Here is a 16,865-nt window from a genome sequence, read left to right as displayed (position 1 = left end):
ACCCCCTTCTGCTACAGCTTCTCATTTTCCGATTGTTCCTGCGTTGTTACTAACTTAGCTTTCCTATTTACTCCTTGTAAATCCTTTTCGATAAATATACGGTTTTTTGCTGGCAAGAGTCCCTTTGGTCTATATAAAGCAAAGAGGATTAATAGGGCTCCAAATATGAAACGTTGCATTTTAGCTGGTGATAATGCATATGGAATCGAAATTATCCCCGACAAGCTTAGTTGATTTAACCAATTTGTCATTTCCGTCAATACTTGGAGATTCAGAATCGTCATAACGGCCGCCCCAAGAATAACGCCCGGGACACTTCCCATACCACCCAAAACCACCATTACTAATATCGTAATTGACTCAAGTAGTGTAAAGCTTGTAGGGTCTACAAATGCTTGTTTAGCAGCAAAGACGACACCCATCATCCCTGAGAAGGTAGCACCAATCGCAAACGCCATTAGTTTTGTCCGAACTAAAGGTACACCCATAGCTTGAGCAGCTATTTCATTTTCCCTAACAGCCTTCCACGAACGCCCTATTTTGGAGTGTTCAAAACGACGAACTGTAAAGATCGTGAAAAATAGGAGAACAAGTACAATGTAATAAAATTGGCTAGGATATAGGAAATCGATCCCAAATAATCTAGGTGGAGTTACGGAAGAAATTCCCATTGCACCGTTTGTTATATTAATGGGGCGATCTAGATTATTAAATATAATTCTAATGATCTCTCCAAAACCTAACGTAACAATAGCTAGATAATCTCCCTTAACCCGGAGAACTGGAATTCCAAGTAGAATTCCAAACAACGCAGCTACCAATCCACCTATGATAATAAATAGCCAAAAGCTTTCTCCCGATAAAGGGAAAGTTCCAAATGGCATAAAATTAGATGCTTGCGCTGTAGCAAAAATACCATATGTGTATGCCCCAACTGCGAAAAATGCTACAAAACCCAAATCAAGAAGCCCAGCCATACCAACTACAATATTTAATCCTAAAGCCATAGCAATATAGATACCAACAAGTGTCGAAACTTCCATGTAAGATTGATAAGCATCACCATTACTAGCTGTGAACGGCAGTAAAAACACTAGTACAAAACCCGCTATCAACCATTTTGTGAGATTAGTAAACTTTGTAAAATATAGTAGTAATAACGAAGTTAATAGAAGTAGAAAGGCGGCAACTGACTTCTGTGCCGTATATAAACTTAGTGATGTAACTCCGATGTAAATTAGAAGAAAGATTCCATGCGCAAGTTTGTTTTGTTCATATTTTTTCCATAGAGTTTTCAATCTTCTCACCTACACTTTCTCAGTGACCGGTTTGCCTAATAAGCCCTCCGGTTTAAAAAGTAACACGATGATCAATATCGCAAACGCAAACACATCTTTGTATTCGGCACCAAATACTCCACCAGTTAAAAGTGTTAAATTAGCAGATGCAAACATTTCTAATACCCCAAGTAGTAAACCGCCAATCATTGCGCCACGAATATTTCCTATGCCCCCTATTACTGCCGCGGTAAATGCCTTCAACCCAAGAATAAATCCAATATAAGGATCTATGGTTCCGTATTGTACAGCAAATAATACCCCCGTTGCGCCCCCAAGAGCAGATCCTACAAAAAAGGTTATTGAAATAACTTTATTCACATTTACTGTCATCAAGGAAGCTGTTTCTCGATCTTGTGCAACAGCCCGCATCGCCATTCCCCATCTTGTCCTATTCACAAATATATCTAGAGCAATCATCATAATTACCGCTGTAACTAACACAATAATAAATGATGTTTTTATAGATGCATCATTAAAAATGGAACTTATGGAAGAAGTTTTAATCAAAACTTGTTCTGTAAAAAGACTAGGTCCCGTTACAATGTAGTTTCCTTTTGTTAATTCTGCTATGAATCTTACAACATCTTGTAATAAAAATGAAATGCCAATCGCTGTAATAAGCGGGATTAATCTAGGTGCATTGCGTAATGGTCTATATGCCAATCTTTCAATACCCATCCCCAAAAAACCTGTAAGGAAAGCAGTTACAATGAGTACAATAATTAGCATAACAATGGCAGGTAGCGCCGCCCCCCATCCAGTGCCTGTCATAAAGATTAATAGGGCTGTCCCAATAAAAGCACCTGTCATAAAGATTTCCCCGTGTGCAAAGTTAATTAATTCTAATATCCCATAAACCATTGTGTACCCTAAAGCAATTACAGCATACACAGTTCCTAGGGCAAGGCCATCAATCAAGACTTGCGGGATCGTTTGTATTATTTCGTTCAGCATAAGCTACCTCCTTGTCCAAGGTGTATAAAAGAAAGCGCAAGGCGCCGCACAGCTCCGACAGACATAAGCCGGTCTGACTTATGACCGAGGAGCTGGCGCCTGGAGCTAGACAGTCAAAATGAATCGTACCCTTCCAAGCTACTTAATTTTCGACTTCACCTTCTAATTGCGGTGGATAACTAGCTTCTTTATAATTAAAAATAAATACTTTTGCATACTTATTGTCGCCAATGTCATCAAAGCTTACTGTTGTCAACACACCTTGATAATCTTTTATTCCACGAACAGCATCTCTTACTTGCTCGCGTGTCGGCAATTTATTATTATTTGCTGTAATTGCATTCTCGATACCTTTTAATACCACTCCCATAGTGTCATAGCCGTATACTGAGTATGCTTCTGCATCACGATTGTTAATTTCTTTGTACCTTTCCATAAACTCTTTTCCAGCTTCTGATTCAGCAGGATCTCCTGCTAGAGTAGTAATGTACGTATTTTTAATTGCATCTCCAGCAATTTCAACGAGTGTAGAAGAATCTAATCCGTCTCCACCCATAATCGGGATATCAATACCTTTTTCTCTCGCTTGTTTTATTAATAGCCCGCCTTCTGCGTAGATTCCCCCGAAGTATACTAGATCTGGTTTCTTAGAAAGGATTTGGTTTAGAACTCCATTAAAATCTTTCTCTCCAAGCGTAATCCCTTCAAACCCAAGAATTTCAGCTCCTGCATCTTCAGCACCTTTTTCGAAGGCTTTCGCAAGCCCCGTACCGTATGCTGTTTTATCTTGAACGATAAAGATTTTCTTTGCTTTTAAAGTGTTAACTGCATAATCAGCCCCTGCTGGACCTTGAGAATCATCTCGAGCAACAATACGATTCACTGTTTTTAATCCTCTATCTGTAACTTCAGTTGCTGAGTTGGCTGGTGAAACCATTGGAATACTGTATTTTTCATATACTTCTGAAGATGGGATAGCAACACCTGAGTTGAAGTGACCGACAACTGCGAATATAGATTTATCTGCACCTATTAATTGAGCATTGGCCACCCCTTTTTTGGGATCGGCTTGGTCATCGAAAGGGACGAGTTGCAACTCAAATCCTAATTCTTTAAACTTTTCCTTTTGGTCGTCTAATGCAAGCTGTGCACCTAGCTTAATTACTTCTCCAATTGCGGCACTACCTCCTGATAGTGGTGTCTGAGTAGCGATTTTAATAATCGGTAAATCTTTTCCCCCAGTCGTTTTGGGCTTTGAACCACAGCCCACTAACATACCTACCACCAAAACTCCCGCTAACAATAAAGCTAAAGATTTTTTGACCTTCATGTTGACCCCCCATTCTTCTTAATTGAAGTACAAGCCTTTGTATATGTATATTGATTAGAAACAAGAATTAGGACAGATTATTCATTTTTATTTTCAGGAATTTAGTTCCAGTTAAGCACAATAATGAGAAATCCACAAAAGAATGTTTGTTTTGTGCCATATTCAATAAAAAAACCTCTCCCCAGTTCAACCAGTGAACCGAGAGAAGTCTATGATTTAAGCTGCCTACGGCAAATGTTAACTAAAGTTGGATGCAAGTCCAAGATATCCCGTTATTTTTACGGACGCGTAATGAATCTGTAATCAAATTGCTGTTGTACTTGCATATTCAGTTCTCTACTATTAAACGTATAGGCATTGACCAGTCAATGATTAATAGAAAAGGTGGCTGAAATACATAATGAGAAAAATTGCATGTTCACTACTTTTAGCAGGCACTTTAGTATTCGGAATGGCAAATAGCGATGTAGAAGCGAGCACGCATACAGTTAAAAATGGGGAGTCACTATGGAACATTTCAAAATCAAGCAAGGTATCCATAACCAATCTAAAAAAATGGAATAACTTAACGTCAGATTCACTCTATCCAAATCAAATCTTACAAACATCAGCTAAGAAAACCAATTCAGCGTCTAACGGCATTTCAGCAAAAAAGGGAACCTTTAAGACAAAATCCAATGTCAATGTGCGTTCCGCTGCTGGTACAACAAATAAGGTTGTTGCTAAGGTAAAAAAAGGGACGACGTTAACTGTTTCACAGCAAAAAAAGTTGGGGAACGATGTTTGGTTTCACGTAAAAGTTAACAAAACATCCGGATGGATACTTAGTTCTCTTTTAACAAGTGCAAACAAATCAACTTCCAAATCATCCACTGCTTCTCAAAACGTTGTTGATCAGGCAATGAAGCTAAGGTTTATACCCTACCTATTTGGCGGGACGACAAAAAACGGCTTTGACTGTAGTGGTTTCGTACAATATGCTTTCAAACAATCAGGGAAAAAAATCTCACGCACCACGCTTAGCCAATTTGCGCAATCGAAGAAAGTAACCTCGCCCAAACCAGGTGATTTGGTCTTTTTCAAAAATACATATCGTAAAGGCATTTCACACGTCGGCATTTACATTGGCAATAATAAGTTCGTGCATGCTGGGGGCAAGCAGTCGCAAGTAACAAGCTTAAGTAACAGCTACTGGAAATCAAAATTTGATAGTTTTAAACGGCTGTAAAAAGAAACCCTGACTCGTAAAACCAATGGAATCCGTTATGAATGCGATTATTCTAACAGCCGTATTATCTGCAGGTAACTCTGGCATGTATACGTCCACTCGCGTTCTTTGGGACTTGGCGCACGAAATAAAAGAGCTTCCAAATCGTACAAAATGGTTCCTGCTTGGTCCATTATTGGTGCTATTTCTATGTATTTTCATTATTTTAGATCAAAACTTTCAAGCTTTCATGGGTAGCGGAATTGATTGGAATAGCGTAGTCATTCCCTACGTCGGTTTACTATTGTTCTTAATCGTTTGGCTAGTCTATAAAGTAGAACACAAATCAAAATTGATTCCATTGAAAGACTGTGATTTTGAAAACAAATACCCATAAGTAAAACAGCTGAAAGAAAAGGAAATCCTTTTCTTTCAGCTGTTTTTTCCTTTTTGTAAAGAACCCCAACTTTCAGCTTGCCATTGTCTCAATGTCTCCTGTTATTTTGCGTTTCATTTCTGGAATTTGAGATTGATTTCAACGATTTCAGCACGGCTACCGATTCTAAGAGGGGGGCCCCATGTACCAAAACCAGAAGTTACGATTGAGTGAAGCTGACCTTTCATTATGTGGCCATAATGATTTTCAAAAATCCATCGAGTAATTAGATTAGCTGGAAATAGTTGACCTCTATGCGTATGTCCCGATAACAGTAAATCGATGCCACTGTCACTTGCCTCGTCAAATTCAACGGGCTGGTGGTCCATCATAATCATTGGTTTGTTTTGGTCTAAGTCGGCAACTAATGCAGTTGTTGTAATCCTACTCTTTGCCGCCAGATCTTTTCGACCAATGATGTAAAAGTCATCGGAAACGAGTGCTGTTTCGTCTGCTAGTACATGGATGCCGATTTTATCCATTTCGATAACTAATTGATCAACATCATTGCCATAATAATCATGATTCCCAGGTACTGCGTAAACGCCAAGTGGTGCATGAAGTTTCCCTAATATTTTCCCCATCTCTTTATCCAGGTATGGAGCAATGTAGTCATCGATAATATCACCAGGAATTAAGATTAGATCGGGGCGTAATACCTCAATTTCGGCAACTAAACGTTCCAAATGCTTTTCACCGACAATGCTTCCGAGATGAAGATCGGATACAACGACAAGTTTTAACTCTTTTTCTGTAGCTGGTTTGTCAATAGCTACCTCATACGTTGTGACAACGGGACTCCAAGCATTGTACGAACCGTAGATAAGCACAACAACAAAGAATAATATCGTCCCTAATCCGATTTGAAAAATCCATTTCTTTTTCAATAAGCAGATCGCGAGATTGATCAAAGGTAATAATAGTAAACTATAGCCAAAAATCACGAGCCAAAATCCGCCGATGAATTGGATAGGTACCCATGACCAAAACCGTCCGATGAAAAAGGACAAACTAAGTAAGATCATGAGCATTATATAGGTTTTCTTGAAGGCAGCAAATTGCGTTGTTTTCAGCCATACCCAGCCATTGTATCCGATATAAAAACATAACAGTAAATAGATCACTAAGACGAGCAAAATTAATAAAATAGTTGTAAATGACATCTGTTGTTTCCCTCACTTTATCACATCAATTACCGAACAAAGTTAGAGAGTAATGGTAACCGTAAAAATTGTTCCCTTCCCCTTCTCGCTTTGTATAGTTTTTTTAGCCATGAAGATCAATGATTATTTTTGCGATAGATAATCCTAGTCCGCCACGGTATTCACCTAAAAAAAGTACCTAAGTAACATCCAAAGATGCAACCAGGGTACTTTACTTTTAACTATTCTATCGTATTATTGTTCGCCGCTCAATTTAACAAGAATCTTCGCTTGCGTTTTGTCATTCGTTAACGCATCAAAACCTTTTTCAACAAGCTCTTCAAGCTCAATACAGCTCGTAATAATTTCTTTAGGGTTAATTTCGCCAGAATCCATCATATCAATTGTTTTCTGGAATACTGCAGGCTCATAAGCTAGTGTTGATGTAATTTTAATACCGGAAGCCGTTAAATCCATTGGTGAGAAGGAAACTGGTTTCGGGAATATAGATACAATAACAACCGTCCCCCTCGTTTTTGTGATTTTAATTGCCTGGTTCAACGTAATTTCTACGCCAGCTACCTCGAACGAGACATCAAAGCCTTCAGGTTCAATCTCTTTTCCAACTTCCAAAGGATTCACTTTACCTGAGTTGAACATATGTGTAGCTCCTACTGCCAACGCCTTTTCCAAGCGCTCTTCAGACAAGTCAAATACAACAATTTTGTTAGCACCCTGTGCTTTTGCAGCAATGATTGTCAATAATCCAATCGGGCCAGCACCAAATACAGCAACCGTTTGACCAGCTTGCAATCCGCCTTCTTTCACGGCCTGTACAGTAACTGCCATCGGTTCTACAAGTGCGCCTTCTTCAAGAGATAAACCTTTCGGAAGTGCATAAACGTTTTTCTCAGATACGACTGCAAAGTCTGCAAATCCACCGTCAGAACCTAGTCCAACAAACGTGAAGCCATCATATATATCATACTCAGACGATTTAGTGCCATATGTAATCAACGGATTGATAACGACACGATCTCCTGCTTTAAAGCGTGTCACATCAGAACCAACTTCCTCAACAATACCTGAAAACTCATGCCCTAACGTTAGTGGCGCTTCCTGGTTTGTCAATGGATCCGGACCATTTCCTGGAATTAATACTGGGCCTTCATGGTATTCATGCAAGTCACTGCCGCAAATACCAGTCCATGCCACTCGTACTTTTACATCATTTGCAAGAACTTCTTTCACTTCACGCTCTTCAACACGAATATCATTGGCTTTATACCATACTGCTGCTCTCATTGATAATTCATCTCCTTAAGTTGTTTGCATAGTTATCATACACCTAATTAAACAATTCATTAAACGATAGACTTATAATACGCGGATTGTATTATAAGAATTGTGTGCGCAACTGTTTCCAAACCCCTCTTCTAATCCCTTCCATCACCTATTTATGTTATCATTAACGTTGTTCAAAAAAAGAGGTTCGAAAACTCCCTCTCTAAAAAACTAAGGAGATGTTTTATAGTGAAAAATGAAAAAGCGGTTGTCGTCTTTAGCGGCGGCCAAGATAGTACGACATGCCTGTTTTGGGCATTGAAAAATTTCCGTGAAGTTGCTACGGTGACGTTTGACTATGGTCAGCGCCATTCTGAGGAAATCGAGTGTGCTAGAAAAATTGCAGATGAGCTTGGAGTATCGTTTAAAGTACTGGATATGAATTTGATCAACCAACTGTCAGCAAATGCCTTGACGCGAGATGATATCGAAGTGAATGAAGTAGTAGGTGAATTGCCGTCGACTTTCGTTCCAGGCAGGAATCATTTATTCCTGTCATTTGCCGCGGTCTATGCAGATGCGATAGGTGCTCGGCACTTAATTACGGGTGTCAGTGAAACGGATTTTAGCGGTTATCCTGATTGCCGTGACAATTTTATAAAATCGTTGAATGTGACACTGAATTTAGCTATGGACGGGCGGTTTGTCATCCATACGCCTTTGATGTGGCTCGATAAGTCCGAAGTTTGGGCTTTGTCTGACGAACTTGGTGCGTTCGACTTTGTGCAGAACAAGACACTTACTTGCTACAACGGAGTTCCGAGTACAGGCTGCGGGAAATGTCCTGCCTGTGTGTTACGGAATGACGGTCTCGCTACCTATTTATCTAAAAAGTCTGTAGGTGTCTCTGAATGATGCAGCAATTTTATCCGCAAGTTCAGCATTCATATCGTTTTGAATTAAACAAAGACATGCATTTTTCTGCGGCACATTTCATTCCAAGCGAAGATGCTGGAAAATGCCAAGTAATGCACGGTCATACGTATTACTTAAACATAACAATTGGAGGAAATGAACTGGATTCAATCGGTTTCCTGATTGATTTCAAGGAACTCAAAAACCTCATTCATGATAAATACGATCATTCTGTGTTGAATGATCATCCTGAATTTAAGAACAATTTCCCGACGACCGAGAAATTGGCAGAACAGGTTTGCAAATCAATCCAGGAAGTTCTTCTAACTAGAAACAACAAGCCTGTCTGCCTTCAAGTCATAGTCCGAGAAACGCCGACTAGCTATGTCATCTATCGTCCTGAACAGGAGGTAGTCCTATGAAGATTCCTGTTATGGAAGTATTCGGTCCGACTATTCAAGGCGAAGGAATGGTCATGGGGTTAAAGACGATGTTTGTTCGAACAGCTGGATGTGATTATTCTTGTTCTTGGTGCGATTCCAGTTTTACTTGGGACGGTTCGGGAAAAAGCACTTCGAAACAGCCGGCAGAAATCATAGATGAACTTAAAGCAATAGGCGGACAGTCATTTTCACATGTCACAATTTCAGGTGGGAACCCTGCCCTTCATAAAGGAATTGGGGAACTTGTCGATTTGTGCCACGAACAAGGTTGGAAGGTCGCAGTTGAAACGCAAGCTTCTTTTTGGCAGGATTGGTTATTGAAAATTGATGACATCACGCTTTCCCCAAAACCACCAAGTTCAGGGATGGTGACGGATTTCAGTAAACTGGATACGTTCATGGAGAAACTGATTGAAACGACTGCTACTTTGAAAGTCGTCATTTTCGATGAAAAGGATTTCAAGTTTGCGGAAGAGGTCCATCTGCGATATCCGGCGTTTCCTTTCTTTCTACAGACAGGAAATGACGATACGACGACAACTGACGATGCACTTCTCGTTTCGACATTGTTACAACGATATGAGTGGTTAATTGATTTAACAGTCCACTCCCCTATAATGAATGATGCCAAAGTGTTGCCACAATTGCATACTCTGCTATGGGGGAATAAACGCGGCGTCTGATAAGACTTATTCATTTCTCTGTGATCAGTATTGCATCTCTATTTTTGACATATAAAGATGATTTAATAAAGAACCAAGCGTCGGAATTGTTCTAATCCGACACTTGGTTCTTTTACTTGTGAAATTCACTATAAATCGATGAAGGCAGTTTTCTAAATTGATCGGTTTGTAAAGGCAATAAAAATAATAAAAGGTCCTCTTTTGTTCCCTTCCAATCTTCCATTCTCCCCATTGAAATCACTTCAACTATTACTTTTACAACAGATTGAGCCGACACGTTGTCATTTTCCACATCTAAATTTCCTCACTATTAGCCACAATATTAACGAAAAGATCCCAACATTAAAATGGTTACCAAATTTGCGATATGTTAAAATTCTATGATAAAATAAAATCATTCAAAGAAGAAACTATAAGAGCATGCTCTTATAATCAAATATTTGAAGTGAAAGTAGACCGTTAACACGTATAATCATTACCAATAAAGTTAATCTTCAATCAGAGGGGGGTTCTTCATCCCCCACTGATTGTTTAAAGAACTTAGGCTAAGTGCGCCACGTCCTGTGGCAAAGCCTAAGTAACCAACAGGGAGGAATGAACTGCAATTCCTCCTCGTTGGCCCTAACCATTCGGGCTTTTACGGGCATTTGATCCCCCACTTATTCTTCTTGTGTCCTTTAAGACTTGAAGTGGGGGTCTTACTGCCCGTTAATGCGGGATAAAACGTACTCGTTCTGAAAATTAGATAGTTTAAGGGGTCGTTTGAAGATGATAACGGAGAATAAAGAACAAACTATATTTGATCACGCTGGAAATAAAATAAAAACAGACAGAGAAATTGATATAATCACTAGATTCGAAGAGCCATTGATAGTAATTTTAGGTAATGTTTTAAGTAACGAAGAATGTGATGAACTAATCAAATTGTCAAAGGACAAAATGCAACGTTCAAAAATTGGGAAGACTCGTGAAATAGATGAACTGAGAACAAGTAGTAGTATGTTTTTTCAAGAAAGTGAAAGTGAAAACGAAACTGTTGCTAGAGTCGAAAAGAGAATTGCGACTATCATGAATATTCCTATTGAACACGGAGAGGGAATTCAAATCCTTAAGTATACTCCTGGTCAAGAGTATAAAGCTCATTATGATTTTTTTTCATCAACAAGTAAAGTAGCAAACAATAATAGAATTAGTACGCTCATTATGTACTTAAATGATGTAGAACAAGGCGGAGAAACTTTTTTCCCTAAACTGAATCTCTCAGTAACCCCACACAAGGGTATGGCAGTTTATTTCGAGTATTTCTATAGTGATGATGATTTAAACAAGTTAACTTTACATGGTGGAGCACCAGTTATAGCCGGAGAAAAGTGGGTCGCAACGCAATGGATGAGAAAACAAAAATTAAGATAAAAAGCGCTCAATATGAGTGCTTTTTATTTTGTTAAATTCCATCAAAATTGTAAAAAAAGCAGGAATGATAATAGAAAAAAGAAAGGAGTAGATAAGGGACATTGTACTTAATTTACGAAAAACGGAAACTGTTGCATCTCAATAATTGCGGGTATACTTAGCATAAGGGAGTCTAAAAGAAACGGAGGTCAATGAGATGAAGAGGAAAATTAGTAAATCAGAGTACCGTATCCTTGAGAAGGAATTCCTCTTTTTGGAACAAACAGGACAATTGGAAACAAATCAGGCACGCAAACTTCTAGCAGAATATTTGCCTACTGAGCGACTAAGTTTTGTACGGGTATTGCTAGTCATCGGAGCGATTTTAATCGGCGTTGGCATTCTTAGCTTCATCGCAGGTAATTGGCAAGAAATACCGAAACTTGCGAAGTTCTTACTATTATTCCTTGGGACAGCCGGCTTTTATGCAGGTGGTCATAAGATGGAAGATATTTACCCGAAAACTTCACGAAGTCTCTATTATATTGGTGTATTTGTGTTTGGCGCCGGGATTTTTCTAATTGGTCAAATGTTTAATCTGGGTGAAGGTGTTTATACAGATTTCTTCATGTGGGGCCTCGGTATTTTACCACTCGCCTATCACTTGAAAGACAAACTCATTTTTGCGTCTGCTAGCTTATTCTTCATCATTTACGGTTTCAAAGTGTTGAATGGAACGGTTGAATTACCTTATCTGCTTCTACTAATTATTCCGCTACTATTTTGGATGAATGAAAGACGGATGGGTCATTCCAAAGTTTTATTTATTTCCAATGTCATTTTGACTTTACTATTTTCATTCAATTTATTCATTTATTTTGATCTGCATGAAGTACTAATTTTATGTACATTCTTTGCACTTGGATTGTTTCTTGCCTTCTATCCATTTGGCCGATACCAGTTGCCATCCGAATGGCTTGGTTCAGTAGTCTATGGAATGGCGGGGCTGTTTCTGACTTTCCCAAGTACATGGGGGGATTTTATACCGGCAAACAATACAGGAATAGCAGCGATTATTTTCACAATCATTTTTTCAATAATACTGTTGTACTTCTTGAAGATTGGCAGTTTGCCAGCGGTTCTTATTGTGTGCACATTGATCTTCCGCTTCTACGCCGATTTGTCATATAATTTTATGCCAAAATCGTTATTCTTTATCGTTGGAGGCTTGATTTTAATCGGTTTTGGTTTTTGGTTCGAGAAAACTCGGAGAGGAACGGTGATTGCACATGAACATGATGAAAAATAAGGGTATTGGTTTCATTGTTGCACTAACTGTCCCCCTTCTCCTATTAATCGGCCTGACAGTCAAACCATTATGGACATTGACATACGGAGATGATATAGCATTGCTGACAGTGCCAGTAGATCCAAGAGATTTACTGTACGGTGATTATGTCACACTCCGTTATGAAATTGAGGAAGTTCCGAAAAATGAAATTTCGACTGTGATTTTGGACAAACTCAACAAGTCGGTGAATTCCAATGGGTTAACTGTTTACGGAAAACTTGTTAAGCAAGACGATATCTATGTGTTGGATAGTTTATCTGATAAAAAGCCTAGAGGTAGCGTCTATTTAACCGGGAAACTGAGCAGTTATGATTACCAGAATGTTGATGGTGTTAACGTCCATTCCATCGATTTTGGCTTGGAACGCTACTTCGTACCGGAAAACACCGGCAAAGAACTTGAAGATTTATCAGCGAAAGGCCGATTGATGGCGCACTTGAAAGTGAAAAATGGCTATGGGATTTTGCAGGAGATTTCTGCGGTTAAATAATGCATACACGCCTTCTATAAATTCACAATAACAGCACTAAGCACGGAATCAATTCAGATTCCGTGCCTAGTGCTTTTTAGCTATTCATTCAAAACCATGTCCTCGTTACCCAATACATCACTGCGTCTACACCGCTTGTTCGGTTAGCCCACAACGTAAATCGGCATTCCACTATATGTTACAAGTACTAGTGTCTCCATTTTCATTGATAATAGCAAAATCATGTTTTAGATTTCTGTACAAAAGTTATTCAGTGAAAGGATGCTACTCATAAATGGAAAAGGATTCATCTGTTACCCAAGTTCGGATATTCCCCAAATTTAATACAGATCTACTTGGTAAATGCACAAGGTGAAAGTAGACGCAGAATGATCGTGTTACGAATGTACATACAGATTGAACCACATCTGTTGATTAACTACATTCTTACATAAAGCACTTGTAAGAAATGCATAAAAGTCTACATTTTCGCTTGAACATTTCTTGCTCGCTTTGGACGAAACGATCACAACACCTTTACCGCGTGTCTATATTGTTCAAGTAAAAAATGCAACTATTTTTCAAGAAAGGTTGCAAGTGTAACTGCCTTACATTCGAAAAAGATATGCTATAAAGAAGGAGTAAGCAGTCATTTACTGATTAACTTTGGCCAATCAACACATGTAATATTGAACTGATGGATTGCAATATTTACTGAGTGATGACGCCGCAGAAGCTGATCTAATTAGGCATAATGCATCCCCTAGTGCCATATCAATCCAATGGATTTCTTTATTTCAACATTACTATTTAGAATTATTCGCGTTCAAATCTAACGAACAAAAAAAATTCACCTTATTGACACATAAGATAGTTTAATGTTAAATTAATATGGCTGTAAGTATTATCGTGGAAAAAGGTAATGAACATTTCGATATACGGAACGATCAAAGTACAAGAAAAAAGGATGGTTTAACTTAATGAATAACAAGAAAAAAATTCACTTTGGCTGGTGGTTACTCATCGGTGTGTCACTTATGGCGGCATTTACACGAGGTGGAATTAATAGCTCAGGTGCATTATTTTTAACACCCGTTTCTCAGGACTTAGGAATTGGTATGGGTAGTTTGACATTATACTTTAGTGTTTCTTCAATTGCTACAATGCTATTTTTACCGATTGCCGGTAAGATGATGGCGAAATATGACATCAGATTACTACTTATTGTCGGTGTAATTTTACAAGCTGGTTCTTTTGCTATGTTTGGCTTAATGGATTCAGTGTGGGGATGGTATTTATTCGCTATTCCAATGGCAATTGGTTCGGTTTTCGTTGCAACAATGGCTGGGCCAGTATTGATAAATAACTGGTTTAAAAAACATAATGGATTAGCAATGGGGGCCATGATGGCATTTGTTGGAATAGGTGGCGCTATCATCTCACCTATCGTTGGAAACCTTATTGCTAACAACGGTTGGAGATCCGCTTACATTACATTAGGACTTGTCGTAATGGCAATCGTTATTCCCATTATTATTTTAACAATCAGAATGGCACCTCAACAAAAAGGTCTGCTACCAATTGGCATGGACGAAGTTAAAAAAGGTGCAAGTGAAACTATAGTTGAGCCTAATAAAGGTGTAATTGCTGCTGTAGCAAGAAAATCTACTGCATTTTATGCATTAGTTATCTTTTTCTTCTTCATAACAGCAATTGCTAGCTTTGGTCAACATATTCCCACATTCACAATGGGTCTTGGTTACTCCGTTCAATTCGCCGGTAATGCATTAGGTATTTGGATGATTGGTATGCTAGTTGGATCTATCGTTTTTGGTTTCTTAAGCGACAAGATTGGCGCACGAAATACAGCCATCTTCTCAATGATTACGGGATTGGTTTCAATCGGAATGTTGCTTACGATTGCAGATAACTCAACAATTTTTATGATTGCAATCGGGATTTTCGGTGTTGTATCTGCATCGGTTGGAACACTCGGACCTATTCTTACAACTTCCCTTTTCGGCAATAAAGAATTCAGTCAAATTTATTCTACTGCTGCATTAGGACTAGCTGTTGCGGGTATCGTAGCTTTACCTGGATATGGGTTTGTATTTGAATTAACTGGTACTTACACATTAGTACTTTATACAATCGTTGCAATGCTTGTTTTCAATATAGTCTTTATCATCTTAGCGTTTAGAGGTAAAAAGAAACTTGAAAAAGCAGGGTTATGGAATTAATCTCATCTTACCTACTTGAATGAAAAATGCGTTAGAGCCTTCCGGGATACTTTCCAGAAGGCTCTTGTTTTTATTCAAAATTAAAAGTATTTACCGTCACCAAGGGCGATACTACAGCTCGGCTTAGTAACTATTTCTACGGATTACAAGCGAATGCCACCTGTAACGTTTGATTATCATAGACTGCAAGCGACTCTTCATTATCCATTACTGTCCAATTACTTTCATGAGTCATCATATCTTTTGTTAGATCATCTGACCATCGACATATGTTTGTGTTTCCATCATTCCTTTTTTATACTTGAGAGACTATGTATCGGAGGTTGTTATATTGAAGACTAACAGTAAGTCCATATTAATCAAAAAAGATTTAGAAACAGTTTGGAATGCCATTGCCAATGATGAAGTTTTTTCAATTTGGTATGCTCCAGGTTCCAAGTGGAACATACCCATTTTTAAGGCTGGAGAGCAAGCCACTTTCACATTGATGCCAAGTTCATACAATGATCTTAAAAAAGAGGAGAGCATGACAATGAAATTTACGATTAAAGAAGTCGTGCAAAATCAAAAATTTTCGTATTACTGGGATTCAAATCAAATACTTTTTTCGATTGAATTAAGCTCTGAACCTGACGGAACAAGAGTAGAATTTAACCAAGAAGGATTCGCCTATTCATTGGAAAATCTAAACGCATATTTGGAAAATCAAGAACTTCCCTATTCTTAATTTAAATCACACCTGTTGATTAACCAAAAGTAACCAGTTAATAACATGATTGGCAGCTTATTTAATTACGATGTGGGCGTAGAAAGCTCCAAAGTTCCAAAACGTATATATGATTAAAAAGAATTCTTTATTTCAACTCTATTGACGATTTTTCATGCTTAATCGGAAATGTTTGTACTTCATTATCAGGCTTGATTACTATTTTATTATTATCCGTTAATGTTATCTCAAGAGGATAGATGGCAGCTTTTTTATCAGAAAATAACCACTTCCTTCCTGGTTGAGTTAATAAAATGAATACCCCATTCTTTCTTTCACCCAAAAAATTAAGCATGTTTGTACTTATTGCATTATTGTCACGTTCAGTCACACCAATAACGGAAAGTTTTTCGCCCACACTTATAGCATCATCTACAGTTAAACTGATTTCACTAATATTTAAAATGCTTTTAATCGAAAATGCTTCCTTGCTATCTTTGGATACTGACTGTCTCGAAATGAACTCTACTATATTACCGGCTGGGTCATAAAAGTACAACGCATGAGCTGGTAAATGAACAAATTCAACTTCATCTTCCCCCTCTTCAACTAGTAGACTTACTCTTTCTTTCGTCCATACTTTTGCTTCATTAAATTTGTTAGCTGGTATGTTAAATGCAAAGTGGTAATAGGGATTGCCTTCTACTACTTTTGAGGAAAACTCTAATTCGCTTGTACCAATAGTGATTCGGAAGCTATTCTTATCTTCATTCAGTAAAGAAAAACCTAGTATATTAATATAGAAATTTTTCATTTGTACTAAATCTTTTGTAAACAAAACAACCGTTTTGATTTCCATTGCTATACAATCCCTTTTTTTAGTTTTTTGTGTTCTCTATTCCGCAACCAACTTGTTGAATGAACTGCATAACCAGCACGGAATTGCGGATTACCTCAAATGGGTCTTGCATCC

General features: G+C 38.2%; 16 protein-coding genes, 1 pseudogene and 1 riboswitch. Of the genes and pseudogenes, 10 read left to right on the top strand and 7 right to left on the bottom strand.

Annotated elements, in window-relative coordinates; translation table 11 throughout:
- Positions 1 to 11: 11 nt before the first annotated feature.
- The 3 genes from ACGLYD_RS06630 to ACGLYD_RS06620 form a co-directional block, all read right to left on the bottom strand.
- The gene (locus tag ACGLYD_RS06630; RefSeq protein ID WP_067208567.1) at positions 12 to 1,298 is read right to left on the bottom strand and encodes a branched-chain amino acid ABC transporter permease; all 1,287 of its coding nucleotides are present in this window, start codon (positions 1,296 to 1,298) and stop codon (positions 12 to 14) included.
- Between the two features lie 9 nt (positions 1,299 to 1,307).
- On the bottom strand, positions 1,308 to 2,294 hold the full coding sequence (locus ACGLYD_RS06625) for an ABC transporter permease subunit (protein WP_354312882.1): 987 nt from the start codon (positions 2,292 to 2,294) through the stop codon (positions 1,308 to 1,310).
- Between the two features lie 142 nt (positions 2,295 to 2,436).
- Entirely contained in the window at positions 2,437 to 3,624 is a 1,188-nt protein-coding gene (locus tag ACGLYD_RS06620; RefSeq protein ID WP_187047563.1) for a branched-chain amino acid ABC transporter substrate-binding protein, read from the bottom strand.
- A 400-nt stretch (positions 3,625 to 4,024) separates the two neighbouring features.
- Here ACGLYD_RS06620 and ACGLYD_RS06615 point away from each other — a divergent pair, with 400 nt between their 5' ends.
- Together ACGLYD_RS06615 and ACGLYD_RS06610 are read left to right on the top strand one after the other, a co-directional pair.
- On the top strand, positions 4,025 to 4,852 hold the full coding sequence (locus tag ACGLYD_RS06615; RefSeq protein ID WP_187047562.1) for a C40 family peptidase: 828 nt from the start codon (positions 4,025 to 4,027) through the stop codon (positions 4,850 to 4,852).
- Positions 4,853 to 4,883: 31 nt separating this feature from the next.
- Positions 4,884 to 5,228, top strand: a pseudogene (locus ACGLYD_RS06610) (hypothetical protein); the annotation flags it as partial.
- 113 nt (positions 5,229 to 5,341) lie between these two features.
- On the opposite strand, the gene ACGLYD_RS06605 reads toward ACGLYD_RS06610, so the two are convergent.
- Both ACGLYD_RS06605 and ACGLYD_RS06600 read right to left on the bottom strand, forming a co-directional pair.
- Complete coding sequence (locus ACGLYD_RS06605; RefSeq protein WP_338652569.1) at positions 5,342 to 6,430, bottom strand: metallophosphoesterase; 1,089 nt, start codon at positions 6,428 to 6,430, stop codon at positions 5,342 to 5,344.
- A gap of 234 nt (positions 6,431 to 6,664) precedes the next feature.
- A complete protein-coding gene (locus ACGLYD_RS06600; RefSeq protein WP_399632039.1) occupies positions 6,665 to 7,714 on the bottom strand; it encodes a 2,3-butanediol dehydrogenase in 1,050 nt (349 codons plus the stop codon).
- Positions 7,715 to 7,890: 176 nt separating this feature from the next.
- A riboswitch (PreQ1 riboswitch) is annotated at positions 7,891 to 7,934 on the top strand.
- Between the two features lie 8 nt (positions 7,935 to 7,942).
- On the opposite strand from ACGLYD_RS06600, the gene queC reads away from it, so the two are divergent.
- The 3 genes from queC to queE are packed head-to-tail and all read left to right on the top strand — an operon-like array spanning position 7,943 to position 9,734.
- Positions 7,943 to 8,608 carry a 7-cyano-7-deazaguanine synthase QueC gene (queC, locus tag ACGLYD_RS06595; protein WP_067208551.1) on the top strand — a complete coding sequence of 222 codons (666 nt, stop codon included), beginning with the start codon at positions 7,943 to 7,945 and terminating at the stop codon, positions 8,606 to 8,608.
- Positions 8,605 to 9,030, top strand: a complete 426-nt coding sequence (queD, locus tag ACGLYD_RS06590; RefSeq protein ID WP_067208550.1) for a 6-carboxytetrahydropterin synthase QueD — start codon at positions 8,605 to 8,607, stop codon at positions 9,028 to 9,030. The genes queC and queD overlap by 4 nt, the downstream gene beginning before the upstream one ends.
- Entirely contained in the window at positions 9,027 to 9,734 is a 708-nt protein-coding gene (gene queE / locus ACGLYD_RS06585; protein WP_067208547.1) for a 7-carboxy-7-deazaguanine synthase QueE, read from the top strand. Before queD ends, queE begins: the two co-directional genes overlap by 4 nt.
- 112 nt (positions 9,735 to 9,846) lie before the next feature.
- On the opposite strand, the gene ACGLYD_RS06580 is transcribed toward queE, so the two are convergent.
- On the bottom strand, positions 9,847 to 10,026 hold the full coding sequence (locus ACGLYD_RS06580) for a hypothetical protein (RefSeq protein WP_340741983.1): 180 nt from the start codon (positions 10,024 to 10,026) through the stop codon (positions 9,847 to 9,849).
- Positions 10,027 to 10,502: 476 nt separating this feature from the next.
- Here ACGLYD_RS06580 and ACGLYD_RS06575 point away from each other — a divergent pair, with 476 nt between their 5' ends.
- The 5 genes from ACGLYD_RS06575 (at position 10,503) to ACGLYD_RS06555 (ending at position 15,913) form a co-directional block, all read left to right on the top strand.
- The gene (locus ACGLYD_RS06575; protein WP_067208541.1) at positions 10,503 to 11,147 is read left to right on the top strand and encodes a 2OG-Fe(II) oxygenase; all 645 of its coding nucleotides are present in this window, start codon (positions 10,503 to 10,505) and stop codon (positions 11,145 to 11,147) included.
- Between the two features lie 196 nt (positions 11,148 to 11,343).
- Positions 11,344 to 12,435, top strand: a complete 1,092-nt coding sequence (locus ACGLYD_RS06570) for a DUF2157 domain-containing protein (protein ID WP_187047555.1) — start codon at positions 11,344 to 11,346, stop codon at positions 12,433 to 12,435.
- Positions 12,416 to 12,967 carry a GDYXXLXY domain-containing protein gene (locus ACGLYD_RS06565; protein WP_255428685.1) on the top strand — a complete coding sequence of 184 codons (552 nt, stop codon included), beginning with the start codon at positions 12,416 to 12,418 and terminating at the stop codon, positions 12,965 to 12,967. Before ACGLYD_RS06570 ends, ACGLYD_RS06565 begins: the two co-directional genes overlap by 20 nt.
- A gap of 959 nt (positions 12,968 to 13,926) precedes the next feature.
- Positions 13,927 to 15,186 carry an MFS transporter gene (locus ACGLYD_RS06560; protein ID WP_399632033.1) on the top strand — a complete coding sequence of 420 codons (1,260 nt, stop codon included), beginning with the start codon at positions 13,927 to 13,929 and terminating at the stop codon, positions 15,184 to 15,186.
- Between the two features lie 331 nt (positions 15,187 to 15,517).
- Complete coding sequence (locus ACGLYD_RS06555) at positions 15,518 to 15,913, top strand: SRPBCC domain-containing protein (RefSeq protein ID WP_354312877.1); 396 nt, start codon at positions 15,518 to 15,520, stop codon at positions 15,911 to 15,913.
- A gap of 127 nt (positions 15,914 to 16,040) precedes the next feature.
- Here ACGLYD_RS06555 and ACGLYD_RS06550 read toward each other — a convergent pair whose 3' ends face one another.
- The gene (locus ACGLYD_RS06550; RefSeq protein WP_399632030.1) at positions 16,041 to 16,751 is read right to left on the bottom strand and encodes a VOC family protein; all 711 of its coding nucleotides are present in this window, start codon (positions 16,749 to 16,751) and stop codon (positions 16,041 to 16,043) included.
- Between the last annotated feature and the right edge of the window lie 114 nt (positions 16,752 to 16,865).

It is taken from the genome of Sporosarcina sp. SG10008 (assembly GCF_044569405.1).
GTDB classification, from domain to species: Bacteria; Bacillota; Bacilli; order Bacillales_A; family Planococcaceae; genus Sporosarcina; species Sporosarcina psychrophila.
The sequence above is the reverse complement of the archived record's forward strand: the minus strand, read 5'-3'. Positions and strand labels throughout refer to the sequence as shown.